The sequence below is a fragment of the Jannaschia donghaensis genome, from assembly GCF_001403795.1.
GTDB lineage: Bacteria > Pseudomonadota > Alphaproteobacteria > Rhodobacterales > Rhodobacteraceae > Jannaschia > Jannaschia donghaensis.
In genome coordinates this window covers 646145-666368 of sequence record NZ_CXSU01000011.1, presented here as the reverse complement: position 1 = coordinate 666368, position 20224 = coordinate 646145, and the positions used below count along the sequence as shown (strand labels likewise).

The 20224-nt window shown below is 63.8% G+C and carries 20 protein-coding genes; 11 read left to right on the top strand and 9 right to left on the bottom strand.

Annotated features, from left to right (window positions below; all coding sequences use genetic code 11):
• Positions 1–49 precede the first annotated feature (49 nt).
• Together serA and JDO7802_RS07685 are read right to left on the bottom strand one after the other, a co-directional pair.
• Positions 50–1642, bottom strand: coding sequence for a phosphoglycerate dehydrogenase (gene serA / locus JDO7802_RS07690; protein WP_055084201.1), 1593 nt, complete (start codon positions 1640–1642; stop codon positions 50–52).
• A gap of 67 nt (positions 1643–1709) precedes the next feature.
• Positions 1710–2843, bottom strand: a complete 1134-nt coding sequence (locus JDO7802_RS07685; protein ID WP_055084200.1) for a phosphoserine transaminase — start codon at positions 2841–2843, stop codon at positions 1710–1712.
• 151 nt (positions 2844–2994) lie between these two features.
• On the opposite strand from JDO7802_RS07685, the gene serB reads away from it, so the two are divergent.
• The gene (gene serB, locus JDO7802_RS07680; RefSeq protein WP_055084198.1) at positions 2995–3873 is read left to right on the top strand and encodes a phosphoserine phosphatase SerB; all 879 of its coding nucleotides are present in this window, start codon (positions 2995–2997) and stop codon (positions 3871–3873) included.
• Between the two features lie 17 nt (positions 3874–3890).
• On the opposite strand, the gene rlmN is transcribed toward serB, so the two are convergent.
• Positions 3891–5069, bottom strand: a complete 1179-nt coding sequence (gene rlmN, locus JDO7802_RS07675) for a dual-specificity RNA methyltransferase RlmN (protein WP_055084196.1) — start codon at positions 5067–5069, stop codon at positions 3891–3893.
• Between the two features lie 95 nt (positions 5070–5164).
• On the bottom strand, positions 5165–5698 hold the full coding sequence (locus JDO7802_RS07670) for an invasion associated locus B family protein (protein ID WP_055084193.1): 534 nt from the start codon (positions 5696–5698) through the stop codon (positions 5165–5167).
• Between the two features lie 165 nt (positions 5699–5863).
• Between JDO7802_RS07670 and JDO7802_RS07665 the strand changes: the two genes are divergently transcribed.
• Positions 5864–6859: an asparaginase gene (locus JDO7802_RS07665; protein WP_055084191.1), complete on the top strand. Its 996-nt coding sequence runs from the start codon at positions 5864–5866 to the stop codon at positions 6857–6859.
• Here the strand turns inward: JDO7802_RS07665 and JDO7802_RS07660 are convergent.
• Both JDO7802_RS07660 and hspQ read right to left on the bottom strand, forming a co-directional pair.
• Positions 6856–8922, bottom strand: a complete 2067-nt coding sequence (locus tag JDO7802_RS07660) for an ATP-binding response regulator (RefSeq protein ID WP_055084189.1) — start codon at positions 8920–8922, stop codon at positions 6856–6858. The two genes, JDO7802_RS07665 and JDO7802_RS07660, sit on opposite strands and share 4 nt — an antisense overlap.
• A 96-nt stretch (positions 8923–9018) precedes the next feature.
• Positions 9019–9345, bottom strand: coding sequence for a heat shock protein HspQ (gene hspQ, locus JDO7802_RS07655; RefSeq protein ID WP_055084187.1), 327 nt, complete (start codon positions 9343–9345; stop codon positions 9019–9021).
• An 84-nt stretch (positions 9346–9429) separates the two neighbouring features.
• Between hspQ and JDO7802_RS07650 the strand changes: the two genes are divergently transcribed.
• Complete coding sequence (locus JDO7802_RS07650; protein ID WP_055084185.1) at positions 9430–10311, top strand: AEC family transporter; 882 nt, start codon at positions 9430–9432, stop codon at positions 10309–10311.
• Between the two features lie 71 nt (positions 10312–10382).
• On the top strand, positions 10383–10970 hold the full coding sequence (locus JDO7802_RS07645; RefSeq protein WP_055084183.1) for a transglycosylase SLT domain-containing protein: 588 nt from the start codon (positions 10383–10385) through the stop codon (positions 10968–10970).
• Here the strand turns inward: JDO7802_RS07645 and JDO7802_RS07640 are convergent.
• Entirely contained in the window at positions 10957–11238 is a 282-nt protein-coding gene (locus JDO7802_RS07640; protein WP_055084181.1) for a rod-binding protein, read from the bottom strand. The two genes, JDO7802_RS07645 and JDO7802_RS07640, sit on opposite strands and share 14 nt — an antisense overlap.
• 257 nt (positions 11239–11495) lie before the next feature.
• On the opposite strand from JDO7802_RS07640, the gene JDO7802_RS07635 reads away from it, so the two are divergent.
• Both JDO7802_RS07635 and JDO7802_RS07630 read left to right on the top strand, forming a co-directional pair.
• Positions 11496–12947, top strand: a complete 1452-nt coding sequence (locus JDO7802_RS07635) for a flagellar hook-length control protein FliK (protein WP_055084179.1) — start codon at positions 11496–11498, stop codon at positions 12945–12947.
• Positions 12948–12957: 10 nt separating this feature from the next.
• The gene (locus JDO7802_RS07630) at positions 12958–13623 is read left to right on the top strand and encodes a flagellar hook capping FlgD N-terminal domain-containing protein (RefSeq protein WP_055084177.1); all 666 of its coding nucleotides are present in this window, start codon (positions 12958–12960) and stop codon (positions 13621–13623) included.
• Here JDO7802_RS07630 and ubiB read toward each other — a convergent pair.
• Both ubiB and ubiE read right to left on the bottom strand, forming a co-directional pair.
• Complete coding sequence (ubiB, locus tag JDO7802_RS07625) at positions 13620–15149, bottom strand: 2-polyprenylphenol 6-hydroxylase (RefSeq protein WP_055084175.1); 1530 nt, start codon at positions 15147–15149, stop codon at positions 13620–13622. The two genes, JDO7802_RS07630 and ubiB, sit on opposite strands and share 4 nt — an antisense overlap.
• 1 nt (position 15150) lies before the next feature.
• Positions 15151–15915, bottom strand: a complete 765-nt coding sequence (ubiE, locus tag JDO7802_RS07620; protein WP_055084173.1) for a bifunctional demethylmenaquinone methyltransferase/2-methoxy-6-polyprenyl-1,4-benzoquinol methylase UbiE — start codon at positions 15913–15915, stop codon at positions 15151–15153.
• Positions 15916–15985: 70 nt separating this feature from the next.
• On the opposite strand from ubiE, the gene mutM reads away from it, so the two are divergent.
• From mutM to dnaA, 5 genes are all read left to right on the top strand, one after another.
• Positions 15986–16834, top strand: coding sequence for a bifunctional DNA-formamidopyrimidine glycosylase/DNA-(apurinic or apyrimidinic site) lyase (mutM, locus tag JDO7802_RS07615; protein ID WP_055084171.1), 849 nt, complete (start codon positions 15986–15988; stop codon positions 16832–16834).
• Positions 16835–16893: 59 nt separating this feature from the next.
• The gene (locus JDO7802_RS07610) at positions 16894–17670 is read left to right on the top strand and encodes an enoyl-CoA hydratase-related protein (RefSeq protein WP_055084169.1); all 777 of its coding nucleotides are present in this window, start codon (positions 16894–16896) and stop codon (positions 17668–17670) included.
• A gap of 158 nt (positions 17671–17828) precedes the next feature.
• On the top strand, positions 17829–18095 hold the full coding sequence (gene rpsT, locus JDO7802_RS07605) for a 30S ribosomal protein S20 (RefSeq protein ID WP_055084167.1): 267 nt from the start codon (positions 17829–17831) through the stop codon (positions 18093–18095).
• A gap of 246 nt (positions 18096–18341) precedes the next feature.
• Positions 18342–18788 (top strand): rhodanese-like domain-containing protein, encoded by a 447-nt coding sequence (locus JDO7802_RS07600; protein ID WP_055084165.1) that lies wholly within the window; start codon positions 18342–18344, stop codon positions 18786–18788.
• Positions 18789–18819: 31 nt separating this feature from the next.
• The gene (dnaA, locus tag JDO7802_RS07595; RefSeq protein ID WP_055084163.1) at positions 18820–20172 is read left to right on the top strand and encodes a chromosomal replication initiator protein DnaA; all 1353 of its coding nucleotides are present in this window, start codon (positions 18820–18822) and stop codon (positions 20170–20172) included.
• Positions 20173–20224 lie beyond the last annotated feature (52 nt).

Below are 20224 nucleotides of genomic sequence, written 5' to 3'. Positions count from 1 at the left end.
GCAAACGCGTAAAAGGGGAAGGCCGACGTCGCGGCGCTTCCCCAGTCGCTCAGACGTTGAACCGCAAGGGCGAGACGTTCTGGAACATCCCCGTCGCGCGCAGTTTGTCGAGAACGGGCGCAGGGGGTTGATCGTCGAGATAAAGCAGCGCGATGGCATCCTTGCCCCGGTCGGACCGGCCCAAGGTGAAGTTGGCGATGTTCACGCCGTTCTCGCCCATCGTGTTTCCCAGCGTTCCGATGATGCCCGGTACGTCCTCGTTGGTGGTGTAGAGCATATGCGCACCCACCTCGGCGTCGATGTTGATGCCCTTGATCTGGATGAACCGCGGTTTGCCGTCGGTGAAGACCGTGCCCGCGACGGAACGTTCACGTTTTGCGGTCTTTACGACCAGCTTGATGTAGCCGTCGAAGGCACCCGTCTTGTCCTGCTGGGTGGTCGAGATTTCCACCCCGCGTTCGCGCGCCACGACCGGGGCCGACACCATGTTCACGTCCGGGTTCGTCGCCTTCATCACGCCGGCGATGGCAGAACAGTTGAGCGCCTCGAGGTTCATGGACGCGACGGAGCCGTTGTAGATGATCTCGATCGTCTTGATCGGCTCGTCGGTCATCTGGCCGACGAAGGCCCCCAGATGTTCGGCGACCTTGATCCAGGGGCCCATCACCTTGGCCTCCTCCGCCGTGACAGACGGCATGTTGAGCGCGTTGGTCACAGCCCCGGTCAGCAGGTAATCCGACATCTGTTCGGCGACCTGCAGGGCGACGTTTTCCTGCGCTTCCGTCGTGGCGGCCCCAAGGTGAGGCGTTACGACGACATTTGGCAGGTTGAACAGCGGGCTTTCCGTCGCCGGCTCCACCGCGAAAACGTCAAAGGCTGCGCCAGCGACGTGACCGGATTTCAGCGCATCGGCCAACGCGTCTTCATCGACCAGCCCCCCGCGGGCGCAGTTCACGATTCGGACGCCTGTCTTCGTCTTGGCGATGTTGTCGCGCGACAGGATATTCTTGGTCTGATCGGTAAAGGGGACGTGCAGGGTGATGAAATCGGCGCGCGCCAGCAGGTCGTCCAACTCTACCTTCTCGATGCCCAGTTTGATCGCCCGCTCTTCCGACAGGAAGGGGTCATAGGCGACGACCTTCATCTTGAGGCCCCGCGCACGGTCGCAGACGATGCCGCCGATATTGCCGGCCCCGATCACGCCAAGCGTCTTGCCCGAAAGTTCGACGCCCATAAAACGGGATTTCTCCCATTTTCCTTCATGGGTGGAGGCGTTCGCCTCAGGAATCTGGCGGGCCACGGCGAACATCATCGCGATGGCGTGTTCGGCCGTCGTGATCATGTTGCCGTAGGGCGTGTTCATCACGATCACGCCCTTCTTCGACGCGGCATCCTTGTCGACATTGTCGGTGCCGATGCCGGCGCGACCGATAACCTTGAGATTGGGGGCCGCTTCCAACAGCTTTTCGGTGACTTTCGTCGCGGACCGGATGGCGAGGCCGTCGAACTCGCCGATACGGGCCAGCAGGGCGTCCTTGTCTTTGCCCAGGGCGGGTTCGAACGTGACGTCGATGCCGCGATCACGGAAGATCTGGACGGCGGCGTCGGAGAGTTTGTCGGAAATCAGGACTTTGGGGGCCATGCTCAGGCTCCTTCGTGAAAAATGGTCTGGGACGGCGGAGCAACCCCGCCGAGCGATATCTGTGGGGTCAGGCGGCGGCGCGTTCGGCGTGGTACGCCCATTCGATCCAGGGCAGCAGTGCTGCGACGTCCGACGGCTCCACCGTGGAGCCACACCAGATGCGCAGGCCCGCCGGCGCGTCCCGGTAGCTAGCAATGTCTAAAGCCACGCCTTCCGCATCCAGACGTTTTGCGACACGCTTGGCGAAATCGTCGGGCAAATCCGCATCGGTGAACTTCAGGCAGACGGACGTGGTCGACCGTGTCGCGGGGTCGTCGGCCAGATTCGCGATCCAGTCGCGGGTCTCAACGAAGTCCCAGACATGGCGCGCGCTTTCGTCGGCGCGGGCCACAAGGCCGGACAAGCCCAAACCTTCGGCCCAGTCCAGGGCCACGAGGTAATCCTCGACCGCCATCATCGATGGTGTGTTGATCGTCTCGCCCTTGAATATCCCATCGATAAGTTTCCCGCCCTTGGTCAGGCGAAAAATCTTGGGCAGAGGCCAGGCCGGCGTGTAGGATTCGAGCCGTTCGACCGCGCGGGGCGACAGGATAAGGACGCCGTGCGCGCCTTCCCCGCCCAGCACCTTCTGCCAGCTGAATGTCGTCACATCGAGCTTTGGCCACGGCAAATCCATCGCGAACGCGGCGGAGGTCGCGTCGCAGAGCGTCAGGCCGGTGCGATCGTCGGAAATCCAGTCGGCATTCGGCACACGCACGCCCGAGGTTGTGCCGTTCCAGGTGAAACAGATGTCGCGGTCGGGCGCGATGGTCAGATCGGGCAGTGCGCCGTAGTCGGCGGTGCGCACGTCGGCGTCCAATTTCAATTGCTTGACCACATCGGTGACCCAGCCGGCCCCAAAGGATTCCCAAGCCAGCATCGTGACGGCGCGTGCACCCAGCATCGTCCACATCGCCATTTCATAGGCACCGGTGTCGGAGGCGGGCACGATGCCGATGCGGTAGTCGTCGGGCACGCCCAAAACGGCGCGCGTGCGGTCGATCGCGGCCTTGAGCTTGGCCTTGCCCGGGGCGGCCCGGTGGGATCGGCCCAGCGGCGCGTCGGACAAATCTGTCAGGGAGAAGCCCGGATGCTTGGCGCAGGGGCCGGACGAAAAACGCGGATTGTCCGGCCGCGCAGCCGGTTTGGTCAAGTCGGTCATGACTATCCTTGCAGATAAATGCCCATCGTTGGGGATGGGTGTCCCGACGCAGTGGCTATTCGGCGGCTTGGGGTCGCGCAAGGCGCATAATGGAGCTAATCGGCGTGAAAGTGTCGCGCCCGGCGCGGCGACGTTGCCGAAAGGAAACCAGATGTTCACCGCCGTGTTGTCCGCATCGTCCACCGCCCCGATCATCGAACTGCCGCTGGTGGAAGCGTTGCGCAATGGCTGGGGCGGGGGCGACGCGCGTTGGCTGGACCGGGCCGTCGCGGCGGAATTCGACCTGGCCGTCCTGCCCGACACGCTGAACGCGACGCGCGCCGAGATGGATGCGATGGGTATAGACCTGAATGTCGTGCCAGCGCAGGGGCGCCGCAAACGGCTGCTGATCGCGGACATGGATTCGACGATGATCGAGCAGGAATGCATCGATGAATTGGCCGATGCGGCCGGGGTCGGCACCCGCGTCGCCGCAATCACAGCGCGCGCGATGAACGGGGAAATCGATTTCGAGGGCGCCTTGAAGGAACGGGTCGGCCTGCTGGCCGGGCTGGACGCCGACGTCATCGCCCAGGTGTTGGCCGAACGGATCACTCTCATGCCCGGCGGGCCTGTCCTGCTGACCACGATGAAGGCGAACGGGGCGCGCGCCGCGCTTGTATCCGGCGGGTTCACGGCCTTCACCTCGGCGATCGCAGACCGGCTGGGTTTCGATTGGAACCGGGCGAACACGCTATTGGTCAAGGATGGCAAGCTGACGGGAAAACCCGGCGACCCGATCCTGGGCAAGCAGGCCAAGGTCGACGCATTGAAGGACTTCTCCGCTGAGATGGGCATCGCGGCTGCGGACGTGATCGCCGTAGGCGACGGGGCGAACGACCTTGGCATGTTGACGCGCGCGGGAATGGGCGTGGCTTTGCACGCGAAGCCTGCGGTGCAGGCGCAGGCCGATCTGCGCGTGAACCACGGCGATCTAACGGCTCTGCTGTACCTGCAGGGCTACCACCGCGAAGAATTCACACCGGTCTAGAGCGTCCGGTTGGTCCGCTAGAGCCCGGCTTCGGCGGCGATCTGCGCGCGGGATTTGCGCGCGCGCTCGGTCGCCGATTTCAGCTGACCGCAGGCAGCCATGATATCCTCGCCGCGCGGCGTGCGGATCGGCGAGGCATAGCCCGCCTCAATCAGGATCGTGGCGAAGGCGCGGATGCGATTGTTCGACGACCGGGTATAGGGCGCGCCGGGCCATTCGTTGAACGGGATCAGGTTCACCTTGGCCGGAATCCCCTGCAACAGCGCGACCAGACGATGGGCATCGTCGTCGCTGTCGTTCACGCCGTCGAGCATGACGTACTCGAAGGTGATCCGCTCGGAATTGGAGACCTTGGGATATTCGCGCAGAACCTCAAGCAGCGCCTCGATGTTCCACCGCTTATTGATCGGGACCAGCACATCGCGCACGGCGTCGGTGGTGGCGTGAAAACTGACGGCCAGCAGGCAGCCGATTTCCTGCGCCGTGCGGGCGATTTCGGGCACGACGCCCGAGGTCGACAGCGTGATGCGGCGACGGCCCAGCGCGATGCCTTCGCCGTCCATCGCGATCTTCATGGCGTCGCGCACATTTTCGAAATTATAGAGCGGCTCACCCATGCCCATCAGGACGATATTCGACAACAGGCGTGGACCCTTGTCGCCCGTCCCGGTGCCCTGCGCCGGCCATTCGTCAAGGTCGTCGCGGGCCAGCATGATCTGACCGATGATTTCCGCCGCCGTCAGGTTTCGGACCAGTTTCTGCGTGCCCGTGTGGCAGAACGAACAGGTCAGCGTGCAACCCACCTGGGAGGACACGCACAGCGTGCCGCGCCCTTCCTCGGGAATATAGACGACCTCCACCTCGTGCCCGCCAGCGATGCGGACGAGGTACTTGCGGGTGCCATCTTCGGACACCTGACGGGTCATGACCTGCGGCAGGTCGATCACGAAGTTTTCGGCCAAGGTGGCGCGAATGTCCTTGGACAGGTTGGTCATGGCCGCGAAATCGCGCACGCCCCAGTGATACAACCATTGCCATAGCTGCCCCACGCGCATCTTCGCCTGCTTTTCCGGGATCCCGACGGCAATCAGCGCATCGTGCAAAGCGGGTCGCGTCAGGCCGATCAGATTCGGCTTGCCGCCCTCGGGCAATTTGCGCGGGATCGTGTGGACGTCCTGCGTGACGGGCGCTTGCATGTGCGGGCCTCCGGGGGCGAGCGGTGAACGTGGAACGGGCACCCCATATAGGGACGCCCGCGCGAAATCACAAATGGGGCGCGTGGCCCCGCGCCTCAGCCGCCGCAGCGGCTTTCGGCATCGGAGACGGCGGCGGTGAACCCCAGCAGGCTGAAGGTGTCCTGCGTCTGGGTCCCGCGACCCGACCGGCCCGAAACGACGGCCTGCGATCCGCGCTTCATCGAGGCGATGATGCGGGCATCGTCGGTCGGCGATGCAGCCCAGGCCAGTTCGCCGTCGGTAAACATCTCGTATCGGTCGGACCCGATCTCGATCGTGACGGTGGATCCGTCGGCATAGGGATAGCCGCCGGTCGCCGACACCTCCCCTTTCTTGTCGTTGCCCGGCCAATAGCTGACGAACAGGCGGATGTCCCCGCGCCGCGCAGGTACTTCCTGACCATCGCGGGTGTTCCGGATCGACTTTGGCGCGCTCACGATCCAGCACTGGGTCGGGTTATCCTCGACGAAAATGGACCAATCGGTCTCCGTATTGACCCGGTTGGAGCTGTCCTGCGCGGCGGCCGGAACCGCCAGCGCCGCGGCCAGGGTGGCCGACGCCAGCAGGTGCGCGATCTTGGTGAATTTCATCTTTGTCTCTGCCTCTCGTCGGCGGCCCGGATGCCCGGTGTATCCCGAACTATGGAGCCCGGGCGCACGGTTCCATAAACTGCACCCGGATGATAGCGCAGCGATGGCCCGCTGGAAAACCCCGGTGGGCAATATTTCGCGCATCTGACGGACCGGAGACAGCATATGACACAGGTGAACGAGGGGGCCGTCGATCTGGTGCAGGCGATCCGGGGCGACATGGTCGAGTCGGTGCACCGGGGCCACGCCGTGATCTGTGACGGAACGGGCGCGGTGGTGGAGGCCTGGGGCAACCCGGCGGCGATGATCTATCCCCGGTCGTCGTGCAAGATGGTGCAGGCCCTGCCGCTGCTGGAATCGGGGGCCGGGCGCGACCTGACCACGGCGCAACTGGCGCTGGCCTGCGCGTCGCATCAGGGCCAGGCGGAGCATACGGACGCCGTCGCGGCCTGGCTTTCGGATCTGGGGCTGGGCGAGGCCGATCTGCGGTGCGGCGCGCACATGCCCTATTCCGAGGTGGCGCGAGACGGTCTGATCAAGACAGACGAAAGTCCGTGTCAGCTGCACAACAACTGCTCGGGCAAGCACGCCGGGTTCCTGACCCTGTCGCAACATCTCGGCGGCGGGCCGGACTACGTCGAACCCGACCATCCGGTGCAGATCGCCGTGCGCCGCGCCTTCGAGGAGGTGACCGGCATGGAAAGCCCCGGCTATGGCATCGATGGCTGCTCCGCCCCCAACTTCGCCACGCGGCTGGACGGCTTGGGCCGTGCGATGGGGCTTTTCGCTGCCGCGCGCGCGGGCCGTGGGGCGCGGCAGGACGCCATGGCGAAGCTGGCTCAGGCAATGGGGGCGGAGCCGCTGCTGGTTGCCGGTGACGGACGGGCCTGCACCGACTTGATGCGCGCGATGGACGGCAAGGTCGCGGTGAAAACGGGGGCCGAAGCTGTCTTCGTCGCCATCATTCCGGAACTCGACCGAGGCATCGCCCTCAAAATCGTCGACGGCGAAACGCGGGCTGCGGAGGCGACGATCGCCGCGCTGCTGGTGCGACTTGGCGTTCTGTCGGCGGAGGCACCGGTGGCAAAGCGCCTGATGCACGGGCCCATCACCAATTGCCGGTCAAAGGTGACAGGCCACTACGAAGTGACATTGGACTAGGTCAGGGCTTCGGCCAGGGCCATCAGCAACACGTCCTTGCGCAGGGGTTTGGTCAGGAAAGCAGCGAAGCCTGCGTTCTTCAGCCGCGGGGCCATTTCGTCGCCGAGATGGGCCGTTAGGGCAAGAAGCGGGACGGGACGCAGCCCGCGTTCCGCCTCGATCCGCCGGATTGCGGCCGCCGCCTCGAACCCGTCAACGTTTGGCATCGAGATATCCAAGATCACCGCGTCCGGCGGCGCGTCGGCAAAGGCCGCGACCGCCTGGGCCCCGTCGTCGACCATGGTCACGGCGAAGGGCTGATCCCGCAGGATCCGGTCAACCAGGAAACGGTTCGTGGCATTATCGTCAGCCACCAGAAGGCGCGGCTGGGGCGGTGACGCCTTCGACACGGGGGGTGGCGCCAGCGCGGCGATCAGATCCGACCCCGCGACGGGGACCGGCAGAACGGCGGCAGCGCGGACCAGCAAGGCAGGACAGGCCTCCTCGCGACGACCTAACAGGATCACGCGGGCATCCGGGCCGATCGCGTTCAGCAGACCGGGCTGCGCGTCAGGTGGCAGCGTCAGAGGCACGATAACCACCGCCGCATCCGACGATACCGTGCGCACGACCCGCGTGCCCGCCGCGACAAGGCGCTCTGCGGCCAGATCACCGCGCGGGCCAAGCCCTTCCGGCACCGTGACCTGCGGTGGTAGAGCCGGGCGTATCGGGGCGGCACCATCCTGTGCCAGCGGCAGGGTCAATTCGAACGTTGCGCCGCCCGAGGCCCGCTGTTCTTGCTTCAGGACCAAAGTGCCGCCCATGCGTTCGGCCAATCCGCGGGAAATGGTCAGACCCAAGCCCGTCCCTTCCCGCGTGGGTTTCGACGGGTCGTCGACCTGACTAAAGGCCTCAAAGATGCTTTCGGCCTTTGCCGCGGGAATACCGGGCCCCGTATCTTCCACCGTCATGATGGCGACCGTGCGGTCCAGTCCCGCATCGGTCAGCGACACGCGAAGAATGACGTGGCCCTTTTCGGTAAATTTGAGCGCATTGCCCAGCAGGTTCATGGCAATCTGGCGGATGCGCCCCTCGTCCCCGATGAACCGCGTGCGCGCATCCAATGGATAAGACAGGCCGACTTGGACGTTCGGGTGACGCGTGGCCGCGGCGAGCCGGATACAGTCGATCAGCAGCGCCTCCATATCCATGGGTGCCAGGCGCAAGTCGACCTTGCCCGCCTCCAGCCGCGAAACGTCGAGCGTGTCGTTCACGATCAGCAGAAGCGCCTCGGCCGAGTCGCGGATCGTGCGGGCATACAATGTCATCTCCGGATCGTCCGACTGCTCGACCAGCATCTGCGACAGGCCGATGACACCGTTCATGGGCGTCCGTATCTCATGGCTCATCCGGGCCAGGAATTCAGTCTTGGCGCGTGCCATCTGCTCCGCTTCGTCACGCGCTGTGCTCAGGGCGATTTCGCGGTCACGCTGCTCCGTCACGTCGAGAGCGAGGGAAACGACATCGCCGTCAGGCCCGCGCCGGTCCTGAAATCGCACCACGCGCCCGTCGTAATGATGCAACAAAAGGGGCGGCACCACGTCGAGGTCCCAGCGCGCGACCTGTTCCGCTGCCCATTCTTCGGGGCTCAGATCGCCGATGTCGAAGGCGCCTTCCTCGGCGGCAAGGCCGAAGATCTCGGTCGCGTGGCACCCCGGGGCCAATTCGGAGGCGGCGTCGAACAGGTCGAGATAGACATGATTGGCGGCGACCAGATGCCCCTGGCCATCGAACACGGCGAAGCCGTCGCGCATCGCCTCCAGCGCGTGCCACAAACGGCGGCGCGCCCGATCCGCCTGATCCGCGGCTTCCTTGCGCTGTTTCAAAACGGCGTCCTGACGAGCGGAAAGTTTGAGGTTCTGTTCGCGCTGCGCCAGATACCTATGCGACAGGCGGTCGGCGTTGGCGACAAGGGCCGAATGCGCCCGCGCCAACTCCCGCTGGGAATGGTCCAGTCGCCGTTCGGCCGCCAATCGACGCCGCCGTTCCTCCAGATAGCGTGTATCGGGAACCGATCCGTCCATGCCCGCCCATCACTCCGCCATTGGCCCACGCGGGCTACGAACCGGGTTTGGCAGGGTGAAGTGAAGATCCTGTTAACCCAAAGCGGGACGATACCGTCAGTTCAGATCGAAATGCAGGGGGTACTGGCGTCCGTCGAAAGCCCCGAACAGATCGCCGATATCGGGATGGCTCACCGGCTCGCCGGAGCGGTCGAGCATCAGATTCTGCTCGGACACATAGGCCACATAGTAGCTTTCGTCGTTTTCGGCGAGCAGATGGTAGAACGGCTGATCCCTGCTTGGGCGGCTGTCCTTGGGAATGGCGTCGTACCACTCCTCCGAATTCGAGAAGACGGCATCCACGTCGAAGATCACACCGCGAAACGGGTGCTTCTTGTGGCGAACCACTTCGCCGAGTGCGTATTTGCTCTGTGTCTTCAACATGGCTTGCCCTTCCATCGACCCGTTTCTAACGCTTGGCCCCTTGGCTTGTAAATCGGCGCAGGCGCGAATCGGTGGAAACACAGTGTGACTCTGATCTTGACAGTCCTGCAGATCGTGACGCCCGTCTTCCTGCTGGCGGCGATCGGGTTTGCCTGGGTCAAACTTGGTATCGATTACGACACGGCCTTCGTCACCCGGTTGGCCATGACGCTGGCGGTGCCCGCGTTGATCTTCGTGGCGCTGGCCCGCGGCGACATCGATCCCGGCGCAGCCGGAACGCTGGCGCTGGCGGCGCTGGTCTCCTATCTGGCGGTGCTGGCGGCGATCTGGGCAATCTGCCGAGTGATGAGGCTGGGGTTGCGCACATATTGGGCCCCGTTGTCGTTCGGCAACACCGGGAACCTGGGTCTGCCACTCGCGCTGTTTGCCTTCGGCGAATTGGGGCTGGGCTTTGCTGTCGTGGTCTTCTCGGTCGGCGCCATGGTCCAGTTCACGCTGGGCATCATGATCGTCGCAGGCACGGTGAACCCCCTGCGGGCACTGCGGGAACCGATGGTGGCGGCGACCCTGCTGGGCGGGCTGTTTCTATGGCAGGAATGGCGGGTCCCGGCCGTCGCGCTCAACACGCTGGACCTGATCGGACAGATGGCCATCCCGTTGATGCTCATCACCTTGGGCGTCGCCGTCGCGCGCCTGCAGCCGCAGGGATTGCTGCGCGTCGCCGGTCTGTCACTGCTCAAACTGGCGGTCTGCGGCGCCGTCGCGTTGGCCGTCGGCACGGCCTTCGGACTCGACCGGATCACGCTGGGCGTCCTCGTCGTGCAACTGGCGACGCCGGTGGCGGTCACCTCGTATCTTCTGGCCGTCAAATACGGGGCCGATGCGCCGCCCGTTGCGGGACTCGTCGTCGTGTCGACTCTGATGGCGGTGGGCAGCTTGCCCCTGATCCTGGCTTTCTTCGTCTGATGTGATTGGCACGACCGGTACGAATCTGGTAAGGGTAGAAAAAATCGGTAAAAACAAACCGGGCAGTAAACATGAAAAAACTATTGCAGATTGGCTGTCTGCTCCTTCTGGCCGCGTGCGGCGGGGGGAGTGGTGCGATCTCGGGACGTGCGCCCAGCAACCTGGACAACGCCTGTTCCATTCTGTCGCAACGCTCGGGCTACCTGAGGGCATTTCGCGCGGCGGAACGGAAATGGGGCGTCCCGGTGCATGTGCAGATGGCGACGATCTATCAGGAATCGAAATTCATCGCCGATGCGCGCACGCCGCTGCGCTATTCCCTGGGCGTAATTCCGATCGGGCGGCAAAGCAGCGCCTTCGGGTATTCCCAGGCACTGGATGCGACATGGAAGGAATATCAGCAGCAGGAAGGCGGACGTCGAAGCAAACGCGACGATATCCGTGACGCCACGGATTTCATGGGCTGGTATATGGCCGAAACCAACCGGTCGCTTGGCATATCCTTGTCGGACGCGCGCAATCAGTATCTTGCCTATCACGACGGGCGCAGCGGTTTTCGCCGCGGAACCTACCGCGCAAAACCCTGGCTCGTGCGCATTTCGGGCGAAATCGAAGCCCGGGCGGCGATGTACCAGCAGCAGTTGGTCAGTTGCCGCTGAGGCCCGCGCGGCCCAGCATTGAGCGATAGATCGCCTCGGCCAGCCCGGTCTGGCCGCTGGCTGCCACGGCCTCCGATTGGGCCTGTCGCAGAAAACTGTCGAACTGCGATTCGGACGGGCCGGTCGGCGATGGCGTAGCCGTGCCCGATGCGCGCAACATTTCCGCGAACAGGAACGCCTCCAAAGCCTGCGCCTGCTCGCGAAGCGCGTCGTGGCGCTGCGCGGATCCGGGCATTCGCGCCTGCAATGTGGTATCGATCACGTCCATGGGGCCTCCTTACGGTAGATGGTGCGAGGCTTTCAAATCATGGCCGGGTAAAGGATTTCGTAACGCGCGACGGCTAGGACGGCTGTGACCGGACGATTCCCGTCTGCGGAGCTGCCATGCCCTCGTCGCCCCATCTGCCTGCACTCGCCCCCCCGGCCTCTCTGTCGGCTGGCGCATCGGCGACCTCTGCCCGTACTTCGTTCATAGACGCGGCACCAGCCACGCAGACCCGTTCTACGCTCGAGGATTGGTTGGCCATGATGCAGAAGTTCGTTCCTGAACAGACCGAAGGAACCCAAGGCGACACCGACGAGCAAAAAACCATCGGCGGTACGCCGGTCGCGGACTATGAGCCTGCGGACCTTTCCAGCCCAGATGAAATGGAAATGCAGAATATCTTCGGCGTGACAGCTTGGCTGACGCAAGCCTTGGCAGAAGCGGATGGGCTGATGGCGGCACAGACCAACGCCTCGACGCCGCCCGTGCCTGTCGAAGTTTCGCCGGCGGATCAGACCGTACTGCTTCAAATCACTGCCCTTCCCCCGGATATTCGTTCGGCAATGCCTTCGGATGCGGTGCGAACCGAAACAGCCGGTACGATTGGGACTGGTCCCGAGCGTCCCGTCGCCGCATCAGGGTCGGCCCCGGTCCAAACCGTTGTCCCGGGTGCCCTGCACCCTTCGATCGATCTTGTATCGACGGCGGAACGAACCGGGGATCGTGATCCGACGTCGGTATCGGCCGCGAGTATTGAGGCATCGAAACAAACCGCCCCTCTTCAACCAATCGGGCCGTCTCCTTTGGGACCGACGCTGCCTGGACCGGACCTGATGCAGGCGCAACAGGTGGCTGCAGAATCTATCGTCATGGCCGGGGACAGAAAAACACTGCGATTGTCTGCTGCTGAAGGTGGTCCGCAGGGCACCATCGTTAAGCCCGGCACGTTCGACGATGCTATACTTCAGGCACCGAAAGGCGACACGCAGGCCGTCCCGCCCAGGTCACGCCCGGGCCTTACAGCAGGGACCAACCGGGGCACGACGTCGACGCGGGATATGCAGCCCATCTCCGACGGGGCCTCCATCGAAGCGAAATTCGGGCCGTCGTTAAGGGCAGAGCGTGATGTCGCGATCCCCGTTCAGAAGAATGGGTTATCTTTCCACCGCGAATTCGACGTCGGCACACCCGAAACCACACCGTCGGTCGAACAACCCGCTTCGGGCCGGGACCGGGTCGACCGGCCCATCCCCCTGCCGCAGGTTCAGGCGACCGTCGCCGAACGCGCCGCTCAGATGATGCAGCAGGCACAAAGTGATGCCGGCCCGCGTGCGCAACCCCTTGGACCACGGACCGCGGAGATCGAACTGGCTCCGGCCGAGTTGGGCAAGATCCGACTGATCCTGCAAACCGGTGAGAGGGGGTTGCACCTGGCCGTTTCGGTTGAGCGCCCGGAAATGGTAGAGGTAGTGCGTCGTCATCTCGACGGTCTGCACCGGTCGCTTCTGGCCGAAGGCGTGACGCTTGACGGGCTCGACATCGGCACGGGTCGCGATCGATCATCCGGATCGGATTACGCCTCGGACAGTTCACCGAAGGAAAACGATAGTGATTCCGTCAAAGGCGCCGATGCGGATGACCCACGCAACCCTCCCCCCGTGACCTCCGGCCGCGCCCAAGCGCGCGACGGCCGTCTCGACCTCAGTTTCTAGGAGATCTTTCATGGACGTCATCGCACCGACCCTGACCCCGAACACCCCTTCCACATCGACTGCGACGGCGCAGGGCGACGTGTCGCCGACGTCGGATTTCGACACGTTCCTAACCCTTCTGACCGCGCAGATCCGCAATCAGGACCCATTGGAGCCGGCGGATTCCACCGAATACACTTCTCAGCTGGCGACATTCTCGAACGTGGAGCAGGCCGTGAAAACCAACGACCTTCTGACGTCGATGATCGCGCGGCTGGACACACAGCAGATCAGCAATGCCTCGAACTGGATCGGGATGGAGGTGCGTCATTCCGGCCCGATCGCCCATGATGGCACGTCGCAGCAGGTCTATCCGAACATCAATCCGCGCGCCGACCGTGCGGAACTGGTCGTCTATGATCTGGCGGGAACGGAGGTGGGACGTCACGCTGTCGATCCGGACGGCGAAGTCGCAAGCTGGCCACCGTCCGGGCAGGTCGCGGATTATGCAGACGGGGGCTATCTTCTGGAGGTGCAAAGCTGGGCGGGCGATCAGGTGCTGACGCCCACGGCCGTCGAACACTACGCAGGCGTCACCGAAGTGGTGCTGGGCACCGGCGGTGCGGAGCTGATCCTGGACGGGATCGTGCGCCTGCCGACGGACGCGTTGCAATCGATCCGCCGTCCCGCTGCCTAGAGCGTAGAGACAAGCGCCCAAGCCACACCGACGACGAGGCCCCCGGCGATCATCCATTGGACAGGGTGACGCGGAGCCGTCCGTCCGGAATCTCCGCGTGTGCGGTCCGACAGGCGCAGCGCATCTTCGACCGCGCGCGGCAGATGCGGTCCGAACCGTGCCAGAACCCGTGCCGTTTTCGCCAGATCGCGCGCAAAGGCCCGCGGTCCGAGGTTTTCGCGGATATAGCGTTCGACCTCGGGCCCGGCAGCCTGCCAAATGTTCATATGCGGGTTCAGGGTGCGCGCGACGCCTTCGACCACGACCATCGTGCGCTGCAGCAGGATCAGCTCCGTCCGCGTTTCCATGCCGAAGCGTTCCGTCACTTCGAACAGATAAGCCAGCAGACGCCCCATGGATATGCGGGACGCATCCATGCCGAAGATCGGCTCCCCCACGGCGCGAAGGGCCTGCGCAAACTGGTCGATATCGCGGTCAGCGGGGACATATCCGGCTTCGAAATGCACCTCGGCGACGCGGCGGTAGTCCTTGCGGATGAAACCCATCAAAATCTCGGCATAAACCCGGCGCGTGTATTCATCGAGCCGCCCCATGATCCCGAAATCGAGCGCGATGATATCGCCCGACGGCGCGACCTTCAGGTTTCCCTGGTGCATGTCGGCGTGGAAATATCCATCGCGCAACGCGTGGCGCAGAAACACCTGCAGGACCCGGTCGGCCAGAACGACGCGATCGTGACCCGCCGCGTCGATCGCATCGATGTCGGCCATCTGAATCCCCTCGGCCCACTCCATCGTCATTACGGCGCGGCCCGACAGGTTCCAATCCACTTGCGGCACGGTGAAGCCATCGTCGCGGGCGGTCGTCGCGGCGAATTCCCCAGCCGCCGCCGCTTCGGTGCGCAGGTCGAGTTCCTGTTGAACGGTGGCGTCAAAATGCGCGATGACATCCATCGGGCGCAACCGGCGGGCCGACGGGGACAGCAGTTCGATCATCCGGGCGGCCAGATAGAATGCATCGATGTCGCGGGCGAAGGCGCGCGCGATGCCCGGTCGCAAAACCTTTACCGCGACCTTGCGCGCATCCCCGACAAGGCGGGCCTGATGAACCTGCGCGATGGAGGCGGCCGCGACGGGTTCGGAAAATTCCGAAAAGATTGCGTCGACCGGCATGCCCAGATCCCGCTCGACCATTTCGCGCGCTTGGGCTGTGGGAAATGGTGGCAGCTTGTCCTGCAGCACCCGCAGTTGCAGTGCCAGGTCGGAGCCCACGAAGTCGGGGCGCGTCGACAGAATCTGACCCAGTTTGATATAACTAGGGCCCAGGGCCGTCAGCGCCCGGGTCACGGGCGGCAATGTCGGGTCGCCACTGTAACCCAGCCATTTGAACGGCCAGCCCAGGATGCGGGCCGCCACGCGCAACGACCGCGGGGCCTCCATCTGTTCGAGCACGACTTCCATCGCGCCCGTCTTCTCGAAGGTGGCACCCGTACGGATCAGACGCCAGATGTTGTGCGGACCTCTCACCTCAGATTTTCCAACCCGAATGAAGCGCCGCGATCCCCATGGACAGGTTGCGGTATTTCACGTTGTCAAATCCCGCATCGGCGATCATCGCGGCGAAGCGATCCTGATCGGGGAACTGGCGGATCGACTCGACAAGGTATTGATAGCTCTCGCGATCTCCGGCGATGATCTGGCCCATGCGGGGGATCACATTGAACGAATAGAGGTCGTATGCCTTCTGCATCATCGGGTTCGGCAGCTGGCTGAATTCCAGAACCATCAGCCGGCCGCCGGGGCGCAGCACACGGTATGCCTCCGACAGGGCGTCACCGATGCGGGTGACGTTCCGAATGCCGAAGCTGATGGTGTAGGCATCGAACGTCCCGCTCTCGAACGGAAGGGCCATCGCGTCGCCCGCCACCCAATCCAGACGGTCGGCCATATTCTCGGCCTCGGCCCGCGTGCGCCCGGCGAGAAGCATCCCTTCTGTCATGTCGCAGACGGTGGCATGGGCCTCGGGTGCGCGGTCTAGGAAGCGGAACGCAACATCGCCGGTGCCGCCGGCCACGTCCAGAAGCCGCTGACCGGGGCGCGGTGCCAGCCAATCGAGCATCGCATCCTTCCAGACGCGGTGGATGCCCAGCGACATAGCATCATTCATCACGTCGTATTTCGAGGCCACATTGGTGAAGACGCCGTGGACGCGGCCAGCCTTCTCGTCCTCGGGTACGGTCTGGAAACCGAAATGAGTGGTGCGTCCGGTGTCGGGCGGCGTGTCTTGCGTCATGGGGCCAGGGTCCTCATCTATCGGACCTGATGTATAGGGCGTGCGCGCCTGCCTGCAATGAAGGTCGTCGATGCCCGAACTGCCCGAAGTCGAAACCGTCCGGCGTGGACTGACGCCCGCGCTGCAAGGCGCGCGCCTTGCCCGCGTGGACGTGAACCGCCCCGATTTGCGCTGGCCGTTCCCCGAACGCATGGCGGAGCGTCTGACCGGTGCGACCATTCGCGCGCTGGGGCGGCGGTCGAAATACCTGCTGCTGCACCTCGACACCGGCGAGACGCTGATCATGCATCTGGGCATGTCCGGTCGGATGGTCGTCGATGATTTGCAACCGGGCATCTTTCACCGCGACGCGGGATGGCTGCCGCAGCATGACCATGTGGTGTTCCATACGGCCACCCACAGGGTCACGTTCAACGATGCGCGCCGCTTCGGTGCCATGGATCTGGCGGCGACCGATGCGCTGGAGGCTCACTGGCTGATCGCCAAGCTGGGGCCCGAACCGCTGGGCAACGATTTTCACGAGGATCACCTGATTGCGGCCTTCCGGGGTCGCAATACGCCGGTGAAATCGGCCCTGCTGGATCAGCGCATCATTGCGGGGCTGGGCAATATCTATGTCAACGAGGCGCTGCACAGGGCGGGCATCTCCCCGACCCGCAAGGCGGGGCGAATCGCCGCGCCACGGGTGGCGACGCTTGTTCCGATCATCCGCGATGTCCTGGGCGAGGCGATCGCGGCAGGCGGATCCAGCCTGCAGGATCACCGGCAAACCGATGGCGAACTGGGATATTTTCAACACAGCTTCCGCGTCTACGACCGGGAAGGCGCGCCCTGCCCCACGTCTGGATGCACCGGCGGAATCCGGCGGATCGTGCAATCGGGGCGGTCCACGTTCCATTGTCCGACTTGCCAGAGATGACTTGAACCTCAACTACTGACGGGGCAGGCCTGAGGGCCGGAAACCTGCGGAGCGACCTTATGGGCTACGAGACACTGAACCTCGACGTCAGCAACCATGTGGCGGTGATCAAGCTGGATCGGCCCGATGCGCTGAACGCGTTGAACTCGGCCCTGCTGAGCGAATTGGCCCGGGCCCTGAAATCCGCGCAGGATAACGAAAAGGTCCGCTGCATCGTCCTGACCGGCTCCGAGAAGGCCTTTGCCGCCGGGGCCGATATTTCGGAGATGAGCGAAAAGAGCTTCATCGACGTCTTCATGGGCGATCTGTTCGGGGCCGAAGTCGACGCGATCCTGAAAGTACGCAAGCCGATCATCGCCGCCGTCGCCGGCTATGCGCTGGGCGGCGGGTGCGAGCTTGCGATGATGTGCGACTTCATAATTGCCGCCGACACGGCCAAGTTCGGTCAACCGGAGATCAACCTCGGCGTCGTCGCCGGCATCGGCGGCACCCAGCGTCTGACTCGTGCCGTCGGCAAGGCCAAGTCGATGGACATGCATCTGACGGGCCGGTTCATGGACGCAAAGGAAGCGGAGCTGTCCGGCCTGGTCAGCCGCGTCGTGCCCGCCAAGAAGCTGATGGACGAAGCGCTGTCGGCAGCCGGCAAGATCGCCGAGAAGTCGATGGTCACCGCCGTCGCCGTGAAGGAAGCCGTGAACCGCAGCCAGGAAGTCGGCCTGACCGAAGGGTTGCTATTCGAGAAGCGGATGTTCCACGCCCTGTTCGCAACCGAAGACCAGACCGAGGGCATGAAGGCCTTCGTCGAGAAGCGCGAACCGCAGTTCCGCGACAGGTGACGCGCGCGCCGACGGCTTGACCCCGTCTGCATCCAGGACTAGGTCGGCGCAATCATGCGTGTGAGGCCCGCTTTGGCCGGAATTGTGCCGCGACGGATTTCCGTCGGCCCGGTCCTTGCTCGCAGTCGAGATTTGAACTGAACAGACAGGACCATACCATGGCCAATTCGCCCCAAGCAAAAAAACGCGCCCGTCAGAACGAGGCACGATTCGCCGTCAATAAGGCGCGCCGTTCGCGCATCCGCACCTACCTTCGCAAGGTCGAGGAGGCCATCGCCTCCGGCGACCAGACCGCCGCCGCCGCCGCCCTCAAGGAAACCCAGCCCGAGCTGATGCGCGGCGTTACCAAGGGCGTCTTCCACAAGAATACCGCCGCCCGGAAAATGTCGCGTCTGTCGTCGCGCGTGAAGGCGATGGGGGCCTGAACGGGAAGTCCCGGCTTGCGAGTCAGACCGGGAAACCGTTGCTGCAAAATAACACCGCAACAGGTCAAGAGATTCGGAAGCCCGCCACTCGGCGGGCTTTTTTGTGCAATGCGGTCAGTCTCTTAACTGAAATATGACAGATTCTTGCCGGCCTTCGATTGAGTCAACACAGAAGAGTCGTTGAGCCGTCTGACCCGCACAGGTATCCATCTTCCCAGCGAGTCAGATCGCTTTGAGGGGAAATCGATGACGACGGATCGCAATCCGCAAATCCCGGAGGTTGGGCCTCGGGAAGCGTGGAAAATATTGTCGGAAGACAAGGGATCCGTGCTCGTCGATGTCAGGACCGCGCCCGAGTGGACATTCGTGGGGTGGGCCGACCTGTCGGACCTGAAGAAGGATACCATTCGGCTTGAATGGAAATCCTGGCCCGGCATGTCTCCGAACCCGGCTTTCGTCGGGGCGCTGTTGAACGAAGTGGGCGAAATGCCATCCCGCTTCCTGTTCATCTGCCGCTCCGGCGCACGCTCGATGCACGCGGCTCAGGCCGTGGCCGATGCTCTCTCTGCCAGGGGAGAATCGGTGCCCTGCATCAACGTGGCCGAAGGGTTCGAAGGGGATCTGGACACACTCGCACACCGGGGGGGCCTGAACGGATGGAAGGCCCACGGGCTGGCTTGGTGCCAGTCCTAACGTAACACGTATGGGCGATTGAGGCCGACAAATGATGAATGATGCTTGGGCTTCCGCAAAAAGCGGTATCCGACAGGACATTGGTGCGCACAATTACCAGACATGGATCGAGCCGTTGGCGTTCCGGTCGCTGGACGCAGGCACGCTCAGCCTCGCCTCCCCGACCGATTTCATCGGCAAATGGGTCATGCAGAACTTTCAGGACGTGATCCTTCGCCACGTCGCCGCCACCGGTCACGACGTCGCCCGGCTGACCTGCGGGGCCGGTGGACCCTGCGCCTCTGCAGGGGACGCACCTGCCCCGCGCAAGACGCCCGACGAATCGACGCCGCGGTCGCGCGCCCGGCAGGAAAATTCGCTCGATCGGCGGTTCACCTTCGACGGGTTCATCGTGGGCAAGTCGAACGAATTGGCCCATGCCGCCGCCCGCCGCGTCGCCACCGGCGGGCCGGTCAGCTTCAATCCGCTGTTCCTTCACGGTCGCGTCGGTCTGGGCAAGACGCACCTGATGCAGGCGATCGCCTGGGAAATGCAGGACGCGAACCCCGAAAAACGCGTGATGTATCTGTCGGCCGAGCAGTTCATGTACCGCTTCGTGCAGGCCCTGCGCGAAAAATCCACGATGGATTTCAAGGCCTTGTTCCGCAACGTGGATGTCCTTCTGGTGGATGACGTGCAATTCATCGCCGGCAAGGAAAGCACGCAGGAAGAGTTCTTCCACACCTTCAACGCGTTGGTCGATCAGGGCAAACAGGTGGTTATTTCCGCCGACCGCAGCCCGGCCGAAATCTCAGACCTGGAGGAGCGGATCACCTCCCGCCTGCAATCGGGACTGGTCGTCGATCTGCATCCGGCGGACTATGAATTGCGCCTGGGCGTATTGCAGCACCGGGTCGACACATTCTCCGCCAAACATCCCAGCTTTCAGATGGAAGATGGTGTCGTGGAATTCCTGGCCAGTCGAATCACGGCGTCGATCCGCGTGCTGGAAGGTGCGGTCATGCGCCTGTTCGCCTATGCCGATCTGATCAAGCAGGACGTGACGTTGGAGCAGGCGCAGGATGTCTTGGCCGATCTGCTGCGTGCTTCGGAACGCAAGGTGACCATTGACGAGATCATGAAGGCGACCTGCGAACACTACTCGTTGCGCATGTCCGACATGACGTCGGCCCGCCGGTCGCGGATGATCGCGCGGCCTCGGCAGATGGCGATGTATCTGGCCAAGAAGTTGACGCCCCGCTCCTACCCCGAAATCGGCCGCAAGTTCGGCGGACGCGATCACACAACGGTGCTTTATGCCGTTCGAAAGATCGAGGAGTTGATGGCCGCCGACGTGCAACTGGCCGAAGACGCACAGCTTCTTCAACGCAAGTTGGAAGGCTGACCGCCCCCGCGAATGGTCGGTTGCAACGGCGGGGGGCGGCGCTATTCTGCCG